Below are 18492 nucleotides of genomic sequence, written 5' to 3'. Positions count from 1 at the left end.
ATGTTTGGTAAATTAAGTTGGGATGCGGTCCCGTTCCACGAGCCGATTGTGATGATTACCATCGCCATGATCGCGCTGGGTGGTCTGGCACTGTTTGCAGCAATCACTTATTTCAAGAAGTGGACCTACCTGTGGACCGAGTGGCTGACGTCGGTCGACCACAAGAAAATCGGCGTGATGTACATCATCGTTGCCATGGTCATGCTGCTGCGTGGTTTTGCCGACGCCATCATGATGCGTACCCAGTTGGCCATGGCCACCGAAGGTTCGCCTGGCTACCTGCCGCCTGAACACTATGACCAGATCTTCACCGCCCACGGTGTGATCATGATCATCTTCATGGCGATGCCTTTCTTCACCGGCCTGATGAACCTTGCGGTGCCGCTGCAGATCGGTGCCCGTGACGTTGCCTACCCGTTCCTGAACTCCCTGAGCTTCTGGCTGCTGGTATCCGGCGTTGTGCTGATCAACGTCTCCCTGGGCGTCGGCGAATTCGCCAAGACCGGTTGGGTTGCGTATCCGCCATTGTCGGGTATCCAGTACAGCCCTGGCGTGGGTGTGGACTACTACATCTGGGCGCTACAGTTATCAGGACTCGGGACGACGCTGACGGGGGTCAACTTCCTGGCCACCGTCCTGAAAATGCGCGCCCCTGGCATGAAACTGATGGACATGCCGATCTTCACCTGGACCTGCACCTGGGCCAACGTCCTGATCGTGGCTTCGTTCCCGATCCTGGCCGCTACCATGGCGCTGCTGTCGCTTGACCGTTACTTGGATTTCCACATTTTCACCAATGAACTTGGTGGCAATCCAATGATGTACGTGAACCTGTTCTGGGCATGGGGTCACCCTGAGGTGTACATCCTGATCCTGCCAGCGTTCGGTATCTTCTCTGAAGTGATCTCGACCTTTACCGGCAAGCGCCTGTTCGGTCACCACTCGATGGTTTATGCATCGGGCGCGATCTCGGTACTGGGCTTCATGGTTTGGCTGCACCACTTCTTCACCATGGGCTCGGGGGCCAGCGTCAACGCCTTCTTCGGCCTGGCGACGATGCTGATTTCCATCCCGACGGGGGTGAAGCTATTCAACTGGCTGTTCACCATCTATCACGGTCGTCTGCGCATGACCAGCCAGGTTCTGTGGACCCTGGGCTTCATGGTGACCTTCGCCATCGGCGGCATGACCGGCGTACTGCTGGCCATCCCGGGTGCTGACTTCGTACTGCACAACAGCCTGTTCGTGATCGCTCACTTCCACAACGTGATCATCGGTGGCGCTGTATTCGGTTACATCGCTGGTTTCAGCTTCTACTTCCCGAAAGCGTTCGGCTTCAAGCTGCACGAAGGTTGGGGCAAGGCTGCATTCTGGTTCTGGATCTCGGGCTTCTTCGTCGCGTTCATGCCGCTCTACGCACTGGGCTTCATGGGCATGACCCGTCGTCTGAACGCCACTACCAACCCTGAGTGGGTACCGTACCTGTACGTTGCCATGTTCGGTGCAATCATGATCGCTGTGGGTATCGCCTGCCAGTTGATCCAACTGTACGTGAGCATCCGTGACCGTAAGCAGAACGCTTGCGACTCCGGCGACCCATGGAATGGCCACACCCTGGAATGGTCGACTTCGTCGCCGCCGCCGTTCTACAACTTCGCCGTGATCCCTACTGCGAACACCATTGATGCGTTCACCGAAGCCAAGGAAGACGGTACTGCGTACCAGCGTCCTAAGCACTACGAGCCGATCCACATGCCAAGCAACACCGCCACTGGCGTGGTGATGGGTGCGCTGTTGACCGTGTTCGGTTTCGCGATGATCTGGCACATCTGGTGGCTGGCAATCGTGAGCCTGGTGGGCACCATCGGCTACTTCATTGTCCACGCAGCACGTGATGATCAAGGCTACATGGTGCCGGTCGAAACGATCGAGCGCATCGAAGCCGAGCAGCACGCTCGCCTGGTCGCCGAGAAGAAAATCCCGGCCAACCGTGTAGAAACCTCGTTGGAACAGGCTTAAACCATGTCGAACTTAGTGACCAATGCTGGACACGCCCATGTCGATGACCATGGGCACGATGACCATCACCACGACTCGGGGCCGATGACCGTTTTCGGTTTCTGGCTCTACCTGATGACCGACTGCATCTTGTTTGCGTCGATCTTCGCGGTGTACGCGGTACTGGTAAACAACGTAGCGGGTGGCCCGTCGGGCCACGACATCTTCGAACTGCCTTACGTGCTTGGCGAAACCGCCTTGCTGTTGTTCAGTTCGATCACCTACGGCTTCGCCATGTTGGCCTTCTACAAGGGCAACAAGAAAGGCGTGCTGACCTGGCTGGGTATGACCTTCCTGTTCGGCCTGGGCTTCATCGGCATGGAGATCAACGAGTTCCACCTGTTGATCTCCGAAGGCTACGGCCCGCACCGTTCCGGTTTCCTGTCGGCGTTCTTCACGCTGGTCGGCACCCACGGTCTGCACGTTACTGCCGGCCTGCTGTGGATGGCGGTGATGATGTATCAGGTCAATAAACACGGCCTGACCAACACCAACAAGACTCGCCTGACTTGCCTGAGCCTGTTCTGGCACTTCCTGGACGTGGTCTGGATCTGCGTCTTCACCGTTGTTTACCTGATGGGGACTCTGTAATGGCTAATGCACACTCCCATGACCATGACAGCCATGATTCGAGCCACGGCAGCGTTAAGTCGTACGCCATTGGCTTCATCCTGTCGGTAATCCTGACGCTCATCCCGTTCGGTCTGGTGATGTACCCGACCCTGCCGAAGTCGATCACCTTGATGATCGTATTGGCATTCGCGGTGATTCAGGTCCTGGTTCACCTGGTGTACTTCCTGCACCTGGATCGTTCTAAAGAGCAGCGCGATAACGTGATTGCGTTCGTGTTCGCAGGCTTAGTAATCCTGCTGCTGGTTGGCTTGTCGATATGGATCATGTTCAGCATCCATACGTTCATGATGGCGAAGTGAGGTAAGACCCGATGTCGCTTAAGCACTTTATCCAAATCACCAAACCGGGGATCATTTTCGGTAACGTGCTTTCTGTGGCGGGCGGTTTCTTCCTGGCCTCCAAGGGACATGTCGATCTGGCCATCTTCCTGGCTGCGATGATCGGTACGTCCCTGGTGGTTGCTTCCGGTTGTGTCTTCAACAACTGCATCGACCGTGACATCGATATCAAGATGGAGCGCACCAAGAATCGCGTGCTGGTCCAGGGCCTTATCTCCCTGAAGCTGGCACTGATCTACGCGACCGTTTTGGGTGTTGCCGGTGTGGCACTGTTGTACAAGGTGGCCAACCCGTTGGCGGCGCTGTTTGCCGTGATCGGCTTTGTCATCTACGTCGGCCTCTACAGCCTGTACCTCAAGCGCAAGTCGGTTCACGGCACGCTGGTGGGCAGTCTGTCGGGGGCGATGCCGCCGGTGATTGGTTATGTGGCTGTAACCAATAGCTTCGACATGGCCGCGCTGGTGCTGCTGGTGATGTTCAGCCTGTGGCAGATGCCGCATTCCTACGCCATCGCGATCTTCCGTTTCAACGACTACCTGGCTGCATCGATTCCGGTTTTGCCGGTCAAGCGTGGCATCCAGGTTGCCAAGAAACACATCCTGCTCTACATCCTGGCTTTCCTCGTGGCGACCTTGATGTTGACCTTCAGTGGCTACGCCGGCATGAGCTACCTCGCCGTCGCGGCTGCCATGGGCATGTACTGGTTGTACATGGCCTGGACAGGCTACAAGGCGGTGGATGACACCGTCTGGGCGCGCAAGCTGTTCGTGTTCTCGATTTTCACCATCACCGCGCTCAGCGTGATGATGTCCCTGGATTTCCAAGTGCCGAAAGAGCTGTTGCTGACCTACGCACACTGAGTGTCTGAGTAGCAAAAGGCCCCGCCTTCGAAAGAAGCGCGGGGTTTTTTATTGAGTGACCTTTAAACTATGCCCACATCCTACCCATGCAGGACGCAGAACGATGAGTAAAAAAGCCGTAATCGTGTTCAGTGGCGGACAAGACTCCACCACCTGTTTAATCCACGCACTGCCGCACTACGATGAAGTGCACTGCATTACCTTCGACTATGGCCAACGCCATGTGGCGGAAGTCGAAGTCGCCCAGCAGCTTGCCAAGCAGTTGGGGGCCACCGTTCACAAAGTGATGGACGTGTCGTTGCTCAACGAGCTGGCCATCAGCAGCCTGACCCGCGACAACATTCCTGTGCCGACCGTGAACAGCTCAGGTGAAAGCCTGCCCAGCACCTTTGTGCCGGGGCGCAATATTCTGTTTCTGACCCTGGCGGCAATCTACGCCTACCAGGTGAAAGCCGAGACCGTCATTACAGGCGTGTGCGAAACCGACTTCTCCGGTTATCCGGACTGCCGCGATGAATTCGTCAAGGCGCTGAATCAGGCACTCAAGCTGGGCATGGAATATGACGTGCGCCTGGAAACCCCGCTGATGTGGCTGAACAAGGCCGAGACCTGGGCCTTGGCCGATTACCACCAGCAACTGGACTTGGTCCGCCAGCAGACCCTGACCTGCTACAACGGCGTCCTAGGCAGTGGCTGTGGCGAGTGTGATGCGTGCAACCTGCGTGCACGGGGCTTGAATGAGTACCTGCAGAACAAGACGGATGTCATGCAGAACCTGAAGCAGAAGTTGCAGCTGAACTAAGGTGATGAAGCCGATGGGCAAGGCCCATCGGCGTGTTTCAATCAGGCAGCGTTGCCGGTGATATAGCGCTTGAACAACGAACGCGCGCCATAGGCCGGCAGAATATTAAAGAACGCAAAGCCCACCTTAATTGCGATCTGCACATAGATCATGCTCAGGATATCGCTGGTCTGCATGGCGCCGTAGAACGCAATAAAGCAGAACAGGAAGCTGTCGATAATCACCGCAAAGAACGTACTGAGGAAGATGCGCAGGTATAGGTATTTGGAGTTAGTCAGCTCTTTGATCTTGCACAGCAAATACGAGTTGATGTTTTCCGACACCAGGAACGACACCGAAGACGCGATCAACACCGACGACACCTGCACAATCACATCGTTATAGGGACCGTCGAGTTTCCACCCGGGCAAGCCGGGTAAGAAGGTGGAGCCGTAGAGCAAAATGATGATCATCGCGTTGCTGGCAAAGGCAAACAGGATGGCCTTCCGGGCGAGCCTCAGGCCAAAGTTTTCGTTGAGCAGATCCACGATCAGGAAGGTCAGCGGGTATAGGAAAGTGCCCGGCGTAACGATGATGTCGAGGGATTCGATGTAGATCGGTTTCGTCGCGGCAATGCTGGTGAAGATGTAAAAGGTGAAGAGCAGCAGGTTGAGGATGATGTAGATCATCCACGAACTTTCATTGCGATCGTTGAGGTCGTACGCCGTCACCGTGCCCGCTTGGGAGTAGTACTTCTTGTACAGGTTTTTAACTTCCATTTTATTCAAGTTATCCATGATTTCGCTGTTTAAGACTTCGCTCAACTTGACCCGAATGATCTTGCCCGTGGCGATGATCATGATCACCGCCAGGCGCTTGTCATTTTCGAAGCCCAGCAGTTTGTATTTGCTGTTTTCGATCTCGCTTTCATACGTGGTCATTGAAGCGCTCCTCAATGATATCCCCCAGTACACACAGACGTTCTGAGCTGGCGCAGGCTTCACGGCTGATAAACAGCGTGTGGGTAGCCCTGTCGAACACCAGTTTTTCCTTATCGTCGCTCGACGAACCCTTCTGGATGATCAACAGGTCACCCGGCTCATTCGCACCCGGTATAGGGCGCTCCAGTCGCACGCCGATCAGGTTGTGGGAGGTGCCGAAGTAGTACGTGAGCGGGAAGAGGGTAGCCAGTTCGCCAATGCGCTTATCCAAGTGCTGCATGACCTGGCTTTGCTTGAGCACCGGCACGGCTGCGGGGTTCATGTTGCCTTGGGGCGAGGCACTGCTCTCGATGATTTCCTTGGCTTCAAAATCGATGGTCTCGATTTCTTCGTAGGACACGCCGAAGAAGTCGGAAATCTTGCGCAGGGTCGACTGCTGAACATTGACGACCTTGCCTTCGAGGATGTTGTAGATCGTAGTGCGGGTCAGGCCGGCGGCGTTGCACAGCGACAGCTGGGTCTCGCCACGGCTCTTGATCAAGTACTTGATGTTGCTCTTCAAATGCTCGGTTTTTTCTCGTCTGTGCATCACGCGCTCACCACTTCCCTATAGTAAAAACCGTCGATCTTTGAAGACGCCGTATAGATTGTTTCAACAGTGAAACGCCCATCCAGGGCGTTTCATACGTCGCGGCGGGCGCAAGTGTTGCACGCGTGCGACCTAACAATAAAGTCCCGGATGCGAGGGATCCGCATTGCGCAAGGCAAATGGCCATCCGCTCGGTAAGGGGGGGCAAAAGCGAACATTTAATTTGGAAAATGTTTAATTTCCTGTTTAATTGAACGCCACGGTTCAGGACGAACTGATACGCAGCGACCAAGGAAAGGACACCCGCCATGGCATTCAATACCGTACACCTGCAGGATCAGGCTGACCTGTTGCGCCGAGGCATGGCGGACCTGCGCGCCGAGGACCTGGAACTGGCGATGCTGCTGGACGCCGAAGTGGCGCGCCAACATCGCACGCTGTCATTGGTCGCGTCCTCCTGTGCAGTCAAGCCTCGCACCCTGGCGGCTTCCGCGTCCGCACTGGTCAACGTTACTGCTGAGGGCGCGCCCGGCAAGCGTCATCGCGCCGGCTGCGAGAATGTCGATCTGGTTGAGTCCCTGGCGATCCGCAGGGCGCGTGAACTGTTCGACGCCCACTACGCCGGCGTGCAATCGCACTCGGGTTCCAACGCCAACGCTCAAGTGTTGTCCGCCCTGCTTGAGCCGGGTGATACCTTGCTGGGCATGGCCCACGATCACGGAGGTCACCTGACCCACGGCAGCCCCGCCGTGTTTACCGGGGCCTACTACAAAGCGATTCGCTACGGCACCACTGCCGAGGGCCTTATCGATTACGAGCAGGTGCGCAGCCTGGCGCTGGCCCATCGTCCACGGATCATCATTTGCGGCGCATCGGCTTATTCGCGTGTGCTGGATTTCGAGCGGTTTCGTGCGATTGCCGATGAAGCAGGCGCGATCCTGTTGGCCGATATTTCCCATATCGCAGGGCTGGTTGTGACCGGTCGCCACCCCAGCCCGATTAACGCGGCTCACGTCACGACCACTTGCACTCACAAACAGTTGGGTGGCCCGCGTGGTGGGCTGATCCTGTCCGGTCGCGACGCCCATACCAAGGTGCCTGGCTTGAAGGCGACTTTCAGCCGTGTGCTGGATCAAGCCGTCTTCCCGCGTATGCAGGGCGCGCCGGCGGTCAACATGATCGCCGCAAAAGCCGCGGCGCTCGGCTACGCAATGACGGCGGAATTCGACGTTTGCATGGGGCGGGTTCGCGCCCTGGCCGACGAAGCGGCCTACGCGTTTCAGGCCCATGACTATGACGTCGTCGGTGGGCGCAGCGAAAACCATACGGTGTTGATTCGTTTGCGCGGGGACATGACCGGTGCCATCGCTGAGTCGGCGTTGGAAGGCTGCGGAATCGTTGTGAATAAAAGTCGCGTACCCGGCGAGACCCGTTCGTCTGCCGTTGCCAGCGGCCTATGTATTGGCACAGGTTCCATGGCCCAACGCAATGTGGATGCCGATGGCTGTCGGCAAGTCGTCGATCTGGTGTGCCGGGTACTCAACCAGGTGACGCCGCTTGGTGAATACGAGTACCACTTCGAGCCCACTGCGCAGGCGCAATTGCGCTCTGAACTTGAGCATTTGTGTGCCAAATACCCCATCGCGGACTATTGGGAGCACTGAAAGCCCGCCCATGAAAAAAGCCCCGTCGTCGAAAGTCGTACGGGGCTTTTTCATGGGCGCTCGGTTAAATCCGCTGCGTATTGTCTCGTCATACTCACTTGTACGAGCAGTGCGAATCCATCATCCGCCTACAAGGAGTAGTCACCATGGTCAGCGTTAGTCGTCGATCCCTTCTCGCCCTCAGCGCCGCCCTGCCTTTACTCGGGCGCCTGGATTGGGCGGTGGCCGCGTCGTCGGCAACCAAGACTGACAAAGTGCTGCTCAACTACAACGAAAGTCCCTACGGGCCCTCGGCAGCGGCCCGCGAAGCGATGCAGCGCGGCATCGACACTGCAGGGCGTTATCCGTACAAACACATGTACGCCCTGGCCGAGTTATTTGCACAGCAACAAGGGATTGCCGAAGATCAAGTGGCGGTGTTTTCCGGCTCCATGGCCGCACTGCGCTACGCGGTGCTGGCGTTTACCAGCGAAACCCGGGGCCTGGTGATGGCGACGCCGTCCTACGAGGTACCACGCCAGGCCGCCCAATCACGCAAGGCGCCGGTGAAAGAAGTGAACCTCAACGCTGAGCATGCCCACGACGTCCAGGCCATGCTCGCGGCTGACCCCCAGGCCGGCATGCTCTACCTGTGCAACCCCAACAACCCGACGGGCACCGTGACGCCGACCGAGGCCATCCGCCAGGCTTTGGCGAACAAACCCAAAGGCTGTGTGCTGGTGGTGGATGAGGCCTACATCGACTTCGCCGATACCCCAAGCGTGGTGAGCTGGGTCAAGGACCACGACGATCTGCTGGTGCTGCGTACCTTCTCGAAAATCTACGGCATGGCCGGCGCTCGTCTGGGCCTGGCGATCGGCCATCCGGCGCTGCTGGAGCGCTTGGCGGTATTCGGCGGCGACAACGTCCCGGCCGGTTCGTCCTTGCTCGGCGGCCTCGCCAGCCTGGAAGATGTGAAGGTGCTGCCCCAACGCAAGGCGCTCAACGCGCAACTGCGCGAAGAAACCATCACCTGGCTTAAGGGCCGTGGCTTCACTTGCACGGCATCCCAGGCCAACTGCTTCATGATTGACGTGAAGCGCCCGGCAGAGCAGGTCATCGACACACTGGCCGCCCACGGCGTACTGATCGGACGAGTGTGGGAAAACTGGCCGCAGTGGGTGCGGGTCACGGTGGGGAATAAGCGGGAGATGGCGCGGTTTCGCGAAGTGTTTGCGGCGCAGATTCAGGGCGCCAGCTGACACCGCGCAAAAAAAATGTGGGAGAGGACTCCCACATTGATCCGAGGGTGTTGGTTACTGCTGCGCGATGCTGTAACCCGCAAACGCCGTCTGCTGTTGCAGTGCAGTAATCACGCTCTTGCGGCTCAGCGGCTGCTCGACGCCGGCGTTGTCCACAAAGCTTTCGACTTGCAGCTCGGCTTCATCGCCTTCACCCACAAAGCTGAAGCCCAGGAACTCGAACGCCTCGCGGTCGACGTTCAACTTGGAACGTGGCGTGCGCAGCGGCAGCGTCACGCTGATGCCGTCCTTGCTGATCACAAACACTTCAGCTTCTTTCTTGGGGCGAGCCGCCTTGCCCTTGCCGGCGCTTGGGTTGCTGATGGCCTGGTGAGACTGGTTCAGCACCTTGAGGGCCAGGCCGTAGACCAGTTCCTGAAACTCGGGGTCGTCCTTGAAGCTGGACAGGATGCGGCTGATGGAGAATTTGCTGCTCAGGTCTTCCAGCGCGATGTTATCGGCGGCTTCGGCGTCCTTGAGCTGCTTGAGCTGGCCCATCAGGTCGTAGGCCTTGTCGTCGTCGAAGGCGTCGTGGGCCTGGCGGATGGCGACGCGCAGTTCGCGGATCTGGTCGCTTTCCTTGGAGGTGTGGAAGGCGTCCAGCACCATCTCGCTGATGATCTTGGCGGCTGGCACGTGCTGTGAAAGATTGATGGCGTTTTCGTATTCAGCTTTGGCGTGCAAGGCGACTACGGATTCTTCGGCGGAGTGTTCGGTGTAAGAATCGGACATTGAAATTTCACTACTTCAGTAAACGGGGAAGACAAAAAAGCGTCGCGCATTTTCAGGGGGGAGGGGGATCAGGTCAAGGCAGCACAATGCCCCTATCGCGGCGCAAGGCTGCCGACCGGCGGATACGGGCGTTAAACCAATTGCTTGAGGCACGCTTGAAGAATATCCAGTCCTTCTTCCAGCACCGCAGGCTCAATGGTCAGTGGCGCCAACAGGCGAATGATGTGCCGCGACCTGCCGCTGGGCATCAATAGCAACCCGGCGTCTCGCGCCAGGCTCAACAATTGGGTCAGTTGCTGAGGCGCTGGCGTGCCGTCGGTGCTGGTCAGTTCGATGCCGCGCATGGCGCCGACGCCGGTCAGGCGGCCCAGGTACGGCGACAGGCGCTGCGAACGCCAGGCTTCATAACGGCCGACGATCGCTTCTTCCTGCTGCGAGCCCCACTCCTGCAAATGCTCATCGGTCATTGCATCGAGGGTGGCCAGCGCCGCTGCGCAGGCAATGGGGTTGCCGGAGTACGTACCGCCCAACCCACCTTTGGGCAGGTTGTCCATCAACGTCTTGCGCCCGACCACTGCGCCCAAGGGGACGCCGCCGGCGATGCTTTTGCCGAGCAGGATCAGGTCCGGTTCTATCCCCAGGCGCGAGAAGGCAAAACGCTGGCCGGTTCGGCCGAAGCCGGATTGGATTTCGTCAGCGATCAACAGGATGTCGTGTTCATCGCAAAAGCGCCGCAGCGCCTGAGCGAACGCGATATCCAAGGCGAGGAATCCGGCTTCGCCCTGCACCGGTTCGATGATGAAACAGGCTACGTCGCTGATATCGATTTCCACACTGAACAGTCGATCCATGGCCTTCACTGCCTCAGCGCAGCTCACGCCGTTATCGGCGCTGGGGTAGGGCAGGTGATACACCGGGCCGGGCAGGACGCCGACCTTATGCTTGTAGGGCGCCACTTTGCCATTGAGGTTGAGAGTGGCCAGGGTGCGGCCGTGGAAGGCACCGTCAAAGGCGATCACTGCAGTGCGGCCGGTGGCGCCGCGGACGATCTTCAAGGCATTTTCCGCGGCTTCCGCGCCGCTGTTGGTGAGCATGCCGCTGACGGTGTAGTTCACTGGGATAAACGCTGTCAGTCGATCCATGAGTTCGATGTAGGGCGTGTGCGGCGCGGCGTTGAACGCAGAGTGGGTCAACTTCGTCGCTTGTTCACGAATAGCCTCCACCACACCGGGATGGCAATGGCCGAGGTTAAGCACGCCGATGCCGCCGACAAAATCGATATAGCGCTTGCCCGTGGTGTCCCAGACTTCGGCGTTCTTGCCGTGGCTGAGGCTGATGGGATGAACGATGGAAATCGACTGGCTGATGGTTTCGCGGCTCATGAATCTCGGGCTCGGCAGTGGCGGGCGTCGTTTTATCTAAGCCGCAGGCCAGCCCTTGTCGCAAACGAAATAAAGTCGCCGGGTCATTCCAAATCGGAAGGAGCCATTGCCAAAAGTCGTTTGTGGCAACGCGCTGAACCCGTCAAGCGCGGCCTCAATGCGCTGTGGAGCAGAGGCGGCATCCAGTACCCGCCGACAGTGCGTTGACGGGCTTGGCCTACTCCGACACCCCATCTTTCCCCGCCGCTTTGGCGCGATACAGTGCCTGGTCGGCACGCGCCATCAGGGCGGCGGGGGATTCATCCATGCGGCGCTCGGCCACGCCCAGGCTCAGGGTGACGGTGAGATCTCCGCGCATCGGGATCTTGCGCATCGTTCGGCAGATGTTCTCAGCCAACGCCCTGGCGGTTTCCAGTGAGCTTTTGGGCAGCACCACCATAAACTCATCACCTCCCCACCGAGCCAATAGGTCGCCTGGGCGAATGCACCTCTCCAGGCATTCCACGACGTGCACCAGGGTTTGGTCGCCCACGCCGTGGCCATGTCGGTCATTGATTGGTTTGAAGTCATCGATATCCACCGCGATCAATGCCAACGGCAGGCGAAAACGCTGTGCGCGGCCGCACTCTTCCAGCAGTACCTTTTCCAGGCGGTAGCGGTTGGCGACGAGAGTGAGGGCGTCCCGCTCGGCCAGGGAGCGGTTCTCGTTCAGCTGTAGTTGTAGTTGCTGATTGACCCGCGACAGCTCGCGCGTCCGCTCGGCCACCAGTGCCTCAAGGGATTGATTGCGTCGCTCCAACTGTTCAACGGAGGATTTGCGCAGATCGATGTCGCGATGGGCGCCCACCATCCGTGCTACCGAGCCGTCCTCATTGCGCGCAATGACATAGCCGCGATCCTCGATCCATAGGTAGCTGCCATCTTTTTTGCGGCAACGGTATTCGGTTTGGTAGTGAGGGGTACGCTGGTGGACGTAGTCATCGAACACCGTCATCACACGGGGGTAATCGTCCGGATGGATAACGTTTTCCCAGGTAAACACGTTGTTTTCCAGGGAATGGCGAGGGTAGCCCAGCATTTCGTACCAGCCTGGGTTGCGGTAGACGAACCCGGTATTGGCGTTCCAGTCCCAAATGCCGTCGCTGACCAACTCCAGCACGGCATGCAACATGTCGGCGTTAAGGTGGGAAAAATCATGGTCCAGCGGGTTGTTGCCGGAAGTATCGTCCATCTGCGCATTCCTTGCGTGGGCAGGCGCCTAGGCCTGCCAATGTTGTCGCCGATACTCCGTGGCTGGGGCTACTGTACAGCGGGGATTGAAGGCTTTGAATAGGATGGGTGTGCTGCTTTTGGATGATGGCGATTGGCTATTGCTGCGGCGCCACCATCCTTGTTCGAGGTTTGCCGTCCGCGTTGTGCTGGTAAATAGCCTCAGGCTGCCCCCGCTCGTTGAAAAACACTTGGCCAATTCCGGCCGAATTCCATAACCGTTCACCGGCTTCGGCATGTTCCGGGATATGGGGGACCACCTGCATGGTGCGGCGGCGAGTGAACCAGTTCAGGGGCGATCGCGGCGAATAAAGCCAGCGGTTGAGGCGGTCGAACCATTCCAGCAATCGGGGTGGGAATTCGTTTTTGATGCCGCTGCTGGTGATCTGCCAGATTCTCGGGCCGGCGTTGCGGTGGCGGATCAGCACTTCATAGACAAACGAGTAGTGCACGTCGCCCGAGAGGATCACGTAGTTACCCGGCGTGCGCGAGTGGCGGAAGATGTTGAGGATGACCTGAGCTGCGCCGCGATGAGCCATCCAGTTCTCGGCGTCCACCAATAAAGGATGGCCGCACCAACTGAAGATTTTTTGCACGGTCTCGATCAGCTTGACGCCAAAAATCGGCGCGGGAGAGACGATGATGGCTGAGGGATGATCGAGCAGCTCTTGTTGCAGTTCGCTCAAGGCTTCCCAGTCAAGGAGGCCTGATGGGTGCTTGAGCGTGAATTCGCTGCGCCAGCGCCGGGTGCGGGTGTCGAGCACCACCAAGGCCGGCGTTGTGGGCAGGACGTAATGCCACTGCTGGAACTTCAGCAGTGTCTCCACCAACTGGTCCTGCGCGAGCGCGTCCAAGTGATTGTCCTGCGTGTGGGTGACCAGTGTCTGGGTTTGGCCCACCAGCTCAACAAAGGCATCCGGGTTATTCCCCCAACCCTGGCACAGCAGGTAGGCGAGCAGCGCGTTACCTATGATGCGTTTGGAAAACGGATGGCCGTAGGCGGTTTCTTCCCATTGGGCGCTGAGGTTCCAGTCGTCGGTGATGTCGTGGTCGTCAAAGATCATCAGGGTGGAGAGGTGAGCAAATACCCGTGCTACGTCCGGCAAACCCTCACGGAATGTATCCAGCGTCACTTGCTCACGCGCATAGCGCGATGACTCCTCGCCGCTCAGTTGCGGCGGTTGTGGGGTGATCAGGTTCCAAGGGGCAGGCGACCACACCAGCAAGTACATCGCCATGACTTCGGCGAAGGTCACCAGATGGTTGTCGGCGGTGCTACTGGTGAAAATCGGTTTTTTCACGCCGCCAAAAAAACGTTCACGCAGGGTCTCGTTGCTGTCCAGCGCCGGGAGCAGATCGGCTCGGTTGTAGTAGCTGGCATGATGCCCGTAGAGGCTGGCGCTATCGTCTACCACGGCGCCTTCCAGGTATTCGTCGAACAGGCCCAGGCGCGCAATCAGCCCATGGATCGCGCGCAGCATCGGCCCGGCGACATCGTCGGCATACACTTGGTCGCCGCTCATCATCAACAAGGCCGGGCGCTCGGTTGGGTTCTGCGCATTGGCCAGCAGGCGATCAACGCAAAGCAGGCCTTCGTCGGCACTGTGGTGAGGTTTGCGGCACGAGCCGTGCACCAGTTGATGGATACGGCTGTGCAGCACGAAGTTCGGGTATTGGGCGTTGGCGTACAGCAAGTGGGGTGCCCACTGGGCTATGCCGGTGCCGTCGACGAGCAAGTCATAGTCGATGATCACATCCTGCGGCAGCGCCTTTTCCAGCCGTATATCAATCAGGTGGACAAACGCCTCGCGACCCACCTGCACGACTTGGCATTGGTCCTGGCCCAGCGGGATATCCAGGTGCTGCTCGGCAGATTGCAGCCTCAGGGTCAGGGTTAATGCTCGGCTTCCCACCAGCCACAACACCAAGCGTTGGGGGGCCAGTCGCCGCAGCAGAGGGCCGGCGAGTACGGCGGGCAAGGTGTCGGGATGTGGCATGCAGTAAAAGGCTCCGGCCAGGGTTGAACCGGAAAGATTAGCGCAACGGATGTCAGTGTTTTGTTAAGACGCGACGACCTACAAAGACGAGGGGCAGTGCACTGCCCCTCGTACGACGGTTTAAGGCAAGTTGCCCTTGCCCAGGCTGTCTAGGCTGCCGGTATTCCTGTGTCGGCCATCGCGCGCCGAACCGTCAGCGTCCTGAGGTTCGAGCTGCGATTGAGGGCCGTCGATGCTGCGCTTATTGCGTTGAAGGGGGGCGTCGTCATGCGGTGCAGTGGGGTATTGAGCAGGCAGAGGGGGAGAATTTATAGGGCCGAGCATGGAAGTATCCTTCTATCAGTCGAGGGTGACTTCGCCCTGTTGAGCGAAGTGGCGACAAACTTATAGAGGACGAGGGGCGTCGAGCTATAAACGCCCTGCTGCAAGATATGACGGAGGTTGAGGCCCGCTCTCTAGAGCAGGCCATGTCTGGTTATTGCCACAGACCCCTTGCCACAAGGTCGCTGGCGCTTAGGTAGGTGAGTTTTCAATTACGTTCGGCACCGTAAACCGGAACTCGCTGCCGCGCCCCACTTCACTTTCAGCAATGATCTTGCCGCCGTGGGCGTGGACGATGCCCTGGGTGATGTAGAGCCCCAAGCCACTGCCCGTTGGATTGTTTTCGGTCTGGGTCCAATAGCGGTCGAACACATGGGGCAATTGCTCCGGCGCAATGCCCTCGCCGGAGTCGCGCACCGAAAACACGGTCTCCTCACCATTGCTCATGGCACTGATGCCGATAGTGCCTTGGCGCGGCGTGAACTTGATGGCGTTGCCGATCAGGTTCGACAGCACCTGGAACATCCGCTCAGGGTCGCCGTTGATCACCAGATCAGGCTCGGCGCTGAACGACAGGTCGATGCCTTTTTCCATCGCCAGCGGTGCGAGCAACGAGTAAGCCTCTTCGAACATCTGGCTCACATCCAGCGCCACTGGCTTGACCACATAGCGCCCGGCCTCGATTTTCGAAGTGTCGAGCAAGTCTTCCAGCAGCACATTCATACGCCCGGCGGCTTGCTGCATGGTGTCGATGGCCGTGGAAATCCGCCGCGACGTGTGTGGGCCATCGGAGCTGAAGGCCTTTTGCATCATGCCGCACAACATCGAAATGACCGTCATCGGGTTGCGCAAGTCGTGGGATACCACCGCCACCAGTTCATCACGGGCGCGCACGGCTTGTTGCTCACGCGCTACCTGGCGTGCCAGGTCGTTTTCCAGGGCGGAGCGACGCAGGTCATTGGCGGCAAACAGGTCACCATGGCTCCACTTGGTGGAGATGCCGGCCATTTCCACTTTCCAGATTTCAAACGAAGTGCGTGGGCGAAGGCGCAAGCCAGCGTCGGAGTTTTCCAGATCCAGTGGCTTGTTCGGGTCGCCGCTCCAGTTGATGTTCTCCTTCACTTCCGGGCGGAACCACAGCACACCGTTATCCACCGGTTTAGGCAGGCTCATGGCCAGGACACCGCTGGCCATCTGCTGAAACTCAGCGGCCGGCGGGTAGACGGAGGCCAGGTTATGGCTTGAAAACACCGTATCGCCGCTCTCTTGAAGCCACTTGTGCAACGCGCGGATCTGCGCCGGTTCCGGGCAGTTGCCGTAGCGGTGCAGTTGCTTGTCTTCGATGATCGCCACACCGCCGGACAGGGTCAGGTCCATCAGCACTTGGCCTTGCAGGGCCAGGCCATCGAACACGTTGTCCGCCGAGGCTTTCATCGCCTGATCCAGCAACGCCAGGGCCTCGACTTTTTCCTCGCGCTGGCGGCTCAGGTCCAAGGCTTCCATGGCGCTGATCTGCAATGACAACACCTGGCCGATGGTCTGGCAGGCGGTACGCAATTCGTTGGGCACCAGCAGCGGTTCACGGTTGCCGCAGCTGATCAGGCCCCAGAGTTTGTCGCCCTTCATCAGCGAGATGCTCATGGACGACAGCACACCCATGTTCTGCATGTACTGACAGTGAATCGGCGACACACTGCGCAGGGTGGCGAAGCTGAGGTCCAGCGGCTCACCGTTGTCCGGGCGCAGTTTGGGCAGCAGTGGCACTGGCTCGTAGGCCGCGTTGGGAATGATGCGCAACCAGTTGGTGCGATACAGCTCGCGGGCCTGCTCGGGAATATCGGACGCGGGGAAGAACAGCCCGTTGAACAGTTCCATGGACGGCGCGGACGCTTCGGCGATCACTTGGCCGTGGCCTTCCTCTTCGAAGCGGTAGATCAGCACGCGGTCGTAGCCGGTCATGGCTTGGATTTCATGCACGCTGATTTCGTACAGCGCTTGCAGGGTTTTCGCCGCCTGCAAACGTTGCAGCATCTTGCCCAAATCACTGGTGCGACGATTCATTGCACGCGGCTGGAAATTCTCCAGCAACGGTTCGAATTCCAGTATCAGCACGCCCTGATGGCGATGAAGCAGGCCATCGAACTTGGCGCCGTTGAAAGTGACGTGCAGCGGCGGCGCGTCGATAAAGTTGTTGAGCTCGACCATGTGTTGCACAGCCTTAGCGTGCTCTGCGCCCAGCAACCGATGCAGCGGCTGGTCCAGCAGCGTCTCCGGTGCATGATTGAACAGGCTGGCGACGTTGGCGCTGACTTGGATGATCTGCAAGCCGGGGTCAGACAGCGTCAGCAACACACCATGGGGCTGGATGGCCCCCGGAATGCGAATAGGCTCGTCCGCACAGTTGGCAAGCAGCTCTTCAAAATCATCGGGTTTCATAGCAATACCTCCTGGCTGTCGAGCCATTGCTCAAAGCAGCGGAATGTCGAACGGGCCGCGTCTACCGCGTGTTGTTTGGCTGGTGCGTCCAGCGGCTGGTGGCCCAGATAGTCGAGAAAGTCTTTCCAGCGCCGACCAGTCTCGGGGCCATACACATTGAGAAACGCACCGCCGTTATCGGCGTCCAGATCCAGGCGCTGAGCCATTTCCCGGCGCAGTACCTGGCCGCCCAGCGTAGCGCCTTCGAGCACATACAAGGCGCCCAGGCAGGCAGCAGGGGTATCGAGGAGCGGCAGTTGGGTGCAGCGGGGCAGGTCGTTGATAGCCATGTCATTCAGGCCAAGGGCGAGAAGATCGCTCAACAGAGTGGGCGTTTTCACACGCAGTTCTGTGTCATAGCCATCAGGGATCAACTCACAATCGTACAGCGCTGCTTCCATTGGCCCATAAAACCCGTAATACGCCTGGAGCAAGCGTCGAAACCAGTCGGCATTCAGGTATTCGCTGAAAAACGGCAGGCGCTTTTCCAGCGCTACATGCAGCAGGGCCGTGCCTGTGCGCAACGCTTCCAACAACGAGGGCACACCACCGTCAGGGGCCTGTGAATGCATTCAATAAGCTCGAACTGTGGGCCTGCCGGCCATAAATGACGCATAGAATTGGGCAGTGATTCTACACACCTCATGGCCATTGGCTGTACGCACAAGGCGAAAAGCCTGACCAGCGGATCAGAAAAGTCTCTCCTTGCTCATTAATGACCGCAGGGTTTGTCCCAAAGTTCGGCTTCAGTGATGTTGCGATGCTATCAATGCAGGTGCGGGCTTTGCTGGGTCAGTGCCGTTTGCACGCACTCAATCAAGTGTTCGGCGCTCCACGGTTTCGGTAGAAACCGCACAGAGCTACCCAGTTCCGTCGCGATCTTAGTGTTGCCGGATGTCAGCACTACCTTTACCTCTGGCCAACGATGGGCCACTACCCGGCTCAAGTCATAGCCGTTGAGCAAACCTGGCATCTGAACATCACTGACAATCAGGTCGACCGGTTCATCATCCCGCTCCAGAAAAATCATCCCCTCATCCGCCGAAGGAAATGACGTCACATGAGCCCCAAAATCCTCAAGTACATCCACCATTAACGAGCGAATGATCTCGTCGTCTTCCAGTACTAAAATCGATGGCTGAGCCATGATCGTTACTCCACCATCAGGGTTC

16 protein-coding genes are annotated in these 18492 nt (G+C 58.4%); 7 read left to right on the top strand and 9 right to left on the bottom strand.

Annotated elements, in window-relative coordinates:
- From cyoB to queC, 5 genes are all read left to right on the top strand, one after another.
- Nucleotides 1-2019, top strand: a complete 2019-nt coding sequence (gene cyoB, locus LRO94_RS23820) for a cytochrome o ubiquinol oxidase subunit I (RefSeq protein WP_032885621.1) — start codon at nucleotides 1-3, stop codon at nucleotides 2017-2019.
- 3 nt (nucleotides 2020-2022) lie between these two features.
- Entirely contained in the window at nucleotides 2023-2649 is a 627-nt protein-coding gene (locus LRO94_RS23815; RefSeq protein WP_032885622.1) for a cytochrome o ubiquinol oxidase subunit III, read from the top strand.
- Nucleotides 2649-2990 (top strand): cytochrome o ubiquinol oxidase subunit IV, encoded by a 342-nt coding sequence (cyoD, locus tag LRO94_RS23810; protein ID WP_017734785.1) that lies wholly within the window; start codon nucleotides 2649-2651, stop codon nucleotides 2988-2990. The genes LRO94_RS23815 and cyoD overlap by 1 nt, the downstream gene beginning before the upstream one ends.
- 11 nt (nucleotides 2991-3001) lie before the next feature.
- Nucleotides 3002-3889, top strand: coding sequence for a heme o synthase (cyoE, locus tag LRO94_RS23805; RefSeq protein WP_014719864.1), 888 nt, complete (start codon nucleotides 3002-3004; stop codon nucleotides 3887-3889).
- Between the two features lie 103 nt (nucleotides 3890-3992).
- Nucleotides 3993-4691 (top strand): 7-cyano-7-deazaguanine synthase QueC, encoded by a 699-nt coding sequence (queC, locus tag LRO94_RS23800; RefSeq protein WP_032885623.1) that lies wholly within the window; start codon nucleotides 3993-3995, stop codon nucleotides 4689-4691.
- A 41-nt stretch (nucleotides 4692-4732) separates the two neighbouring features.
- On the opposite strand, the gene LRO94_RS23795 is transcribed toward queC, so the two are convergent.
- Both LRO94_RS23795 and LRO94_RS23790 read right to left on the bottom strand, forming a co-directional pair.
- Entirely contained in the window at nucleotides 4733-5611 is an 879-nt protein-coding gene (locus tag LRO94_RS23795; RefSeq protein ID WP_032885624.1) for a queuosine precursor transporter, read from the bottom strand.
- Nucleotides 5598-6200, bottom strand: a complete 603-nt coding sequence (locus LRO94_RS23790) for a helix-turn-helix transcriptional regulator (RefSeq protein WP_095186382.1) — start codon at nucleotides 6198-6200, stop codon at nucleotides 5598-5600. Before LRO94_RS23790 ends, LRO94_RS23795 begins: the two co-directional genes overlap by 14 nt.
- A 308-nt stretch (nucleotides 6201-6508) precedes the next feature.
- Between LRO94_RS23790 and LRO94_RS23785 the strand changes: the two genes are divergently transcribed.
- Both LRO94_RS23785 and ptaA read left to right on the top strand, forming a co-directional pair.
- Entirely contained in the window at nucleotides 6509-7864 is a 1356-nt protein-coding gene (locus tag LRO94_RS23785) for a serine hydroxymethyltransferase (RefSeq protein WP_032885626.1), read from the top strand.
- A gap of 146 nt (nucleotides 7865-8010) precedes the next feature.
- Complete coding sequence (gene ptaA / locus LRO94_RS23780; protein WP_179179883.1) at nucleotides 8011-9105, top strand: pyoverdine biosynthesis transaminase PtaA; 1095 nt, start codon at nucleotides 8011-8013, stop codon at nucleotides 9103-9105.
- A 54-nt stretch (nucleotides 9106-9159) separates the two neighbouring features.
- On the opposite strand, the gene LRO94_RS23775 is transcribed toward ptaA, so the two are convergent.
- From LRO94_RS23775 to LRO94_RS23745, 7 genes are all read right to left on the bottom strand, one after another.
- The gene (locus tag LRO94_RS23775) at nucleotides 9160-9876 is read right to left on the bottom strand and encodes a hypothetical protein (RefSeq protein WP_095186385.1); all 717 of its coding nucleotides are present in this window, start codon (nucleotides 9874-9876) and stop codon (nucleotides 9160-9162) included.
- Between the two features lie 131 nt (nucleotides 9877-10007).
- Nucleotides 10008-11258, bottom strand: a complete 1251-nt coding sequence (locus LRO94_RS23770) for a 2-aminoadipate transaminase (RefSeq protein ID WP_179179884.1) — start codon at nucleotides 11256-11258, stop codon at nucleotides 10008-10010.
- Nucleotides 11259-11475: 217 nt separating this feature from the next.
- Nucleotides 11476-12489 (bottom strand): diguanylate cyclase domain-containing protein, encoded by a 1014-nt coding sequence (locus tag LRO94_RS23765; RefSeq protein WP_095186387.1) that lies wholly within the window; start codon nucleotides 12487-12489, stop codon nucleotides 11476-11478.
- A 136-nt stretch (nucleotides 12490-12625) separates the two neighbouring features.
- The gene (locus tag LRO94_RS23760; protein ID WP_179179885.1) at nucleotides 12626-14524 is read right to left on the bottom strand and encodes an alkaline phosphatase D family protein; all 1899 of its coding nucleotides are present in this window, start codon (nucleotides 14522-14524) and stop codon (nucleotides 12626-12628) included.
- Between the two features lie 513 nt (nucleotides 14525-15037).
- Entirely contained in the window at nucleotides 15038-17281 is a 2244-nt protein-coding gene (locus LRO94_RS23755) for an ATP-binding protein (RefSeq protein WP_179179886.1), read from the bottom strand.
- Nucleotides 17278-17892, bottom strand: coding sequence for a biliverdin-producing heme oxygenase (locus LRO94_RS23750; protein WP_032885634.1), 615 nt, complete (start codon nucleotides 17890-17892; stop codon nucleotides 17278-17280). The genes LRO94_RS23755 and LRO94_RS23750 overlap by 4 nt, the downstream gene beginning before the upstream one ends.
- A 194-nt stretch (nucleotides 17893-18086) precedes the next feature.
- Complete coding sequence (locus tag LRO94_RS23745; RefSeq protein ID WP_179179887.1) at nucleotides 18087-18467, bottom strand: response regulator; 381 nt, start codon at nucleotides 18465-18467, stop codon at nucleotides 18087-18089.
- Nucleotides 18468-18492 lie beyond the last annotated feature (25 nt).

This window comes from Pseudomonas sivasensis, from assembly GCF_021391435.1.
GTDB lineage: Bacteria > Pseudomonadota > Gammaproteobacteria > Pseudomonadales > Pseudomonadaceae > Aquipseudomonas > Aquipseudomonas sivasensis.
The sequence above is the reverse complement of the archived record's forward strand: the minus strand, read 5'-3'. Positions and strand labels throughout refer to the sequence as shown.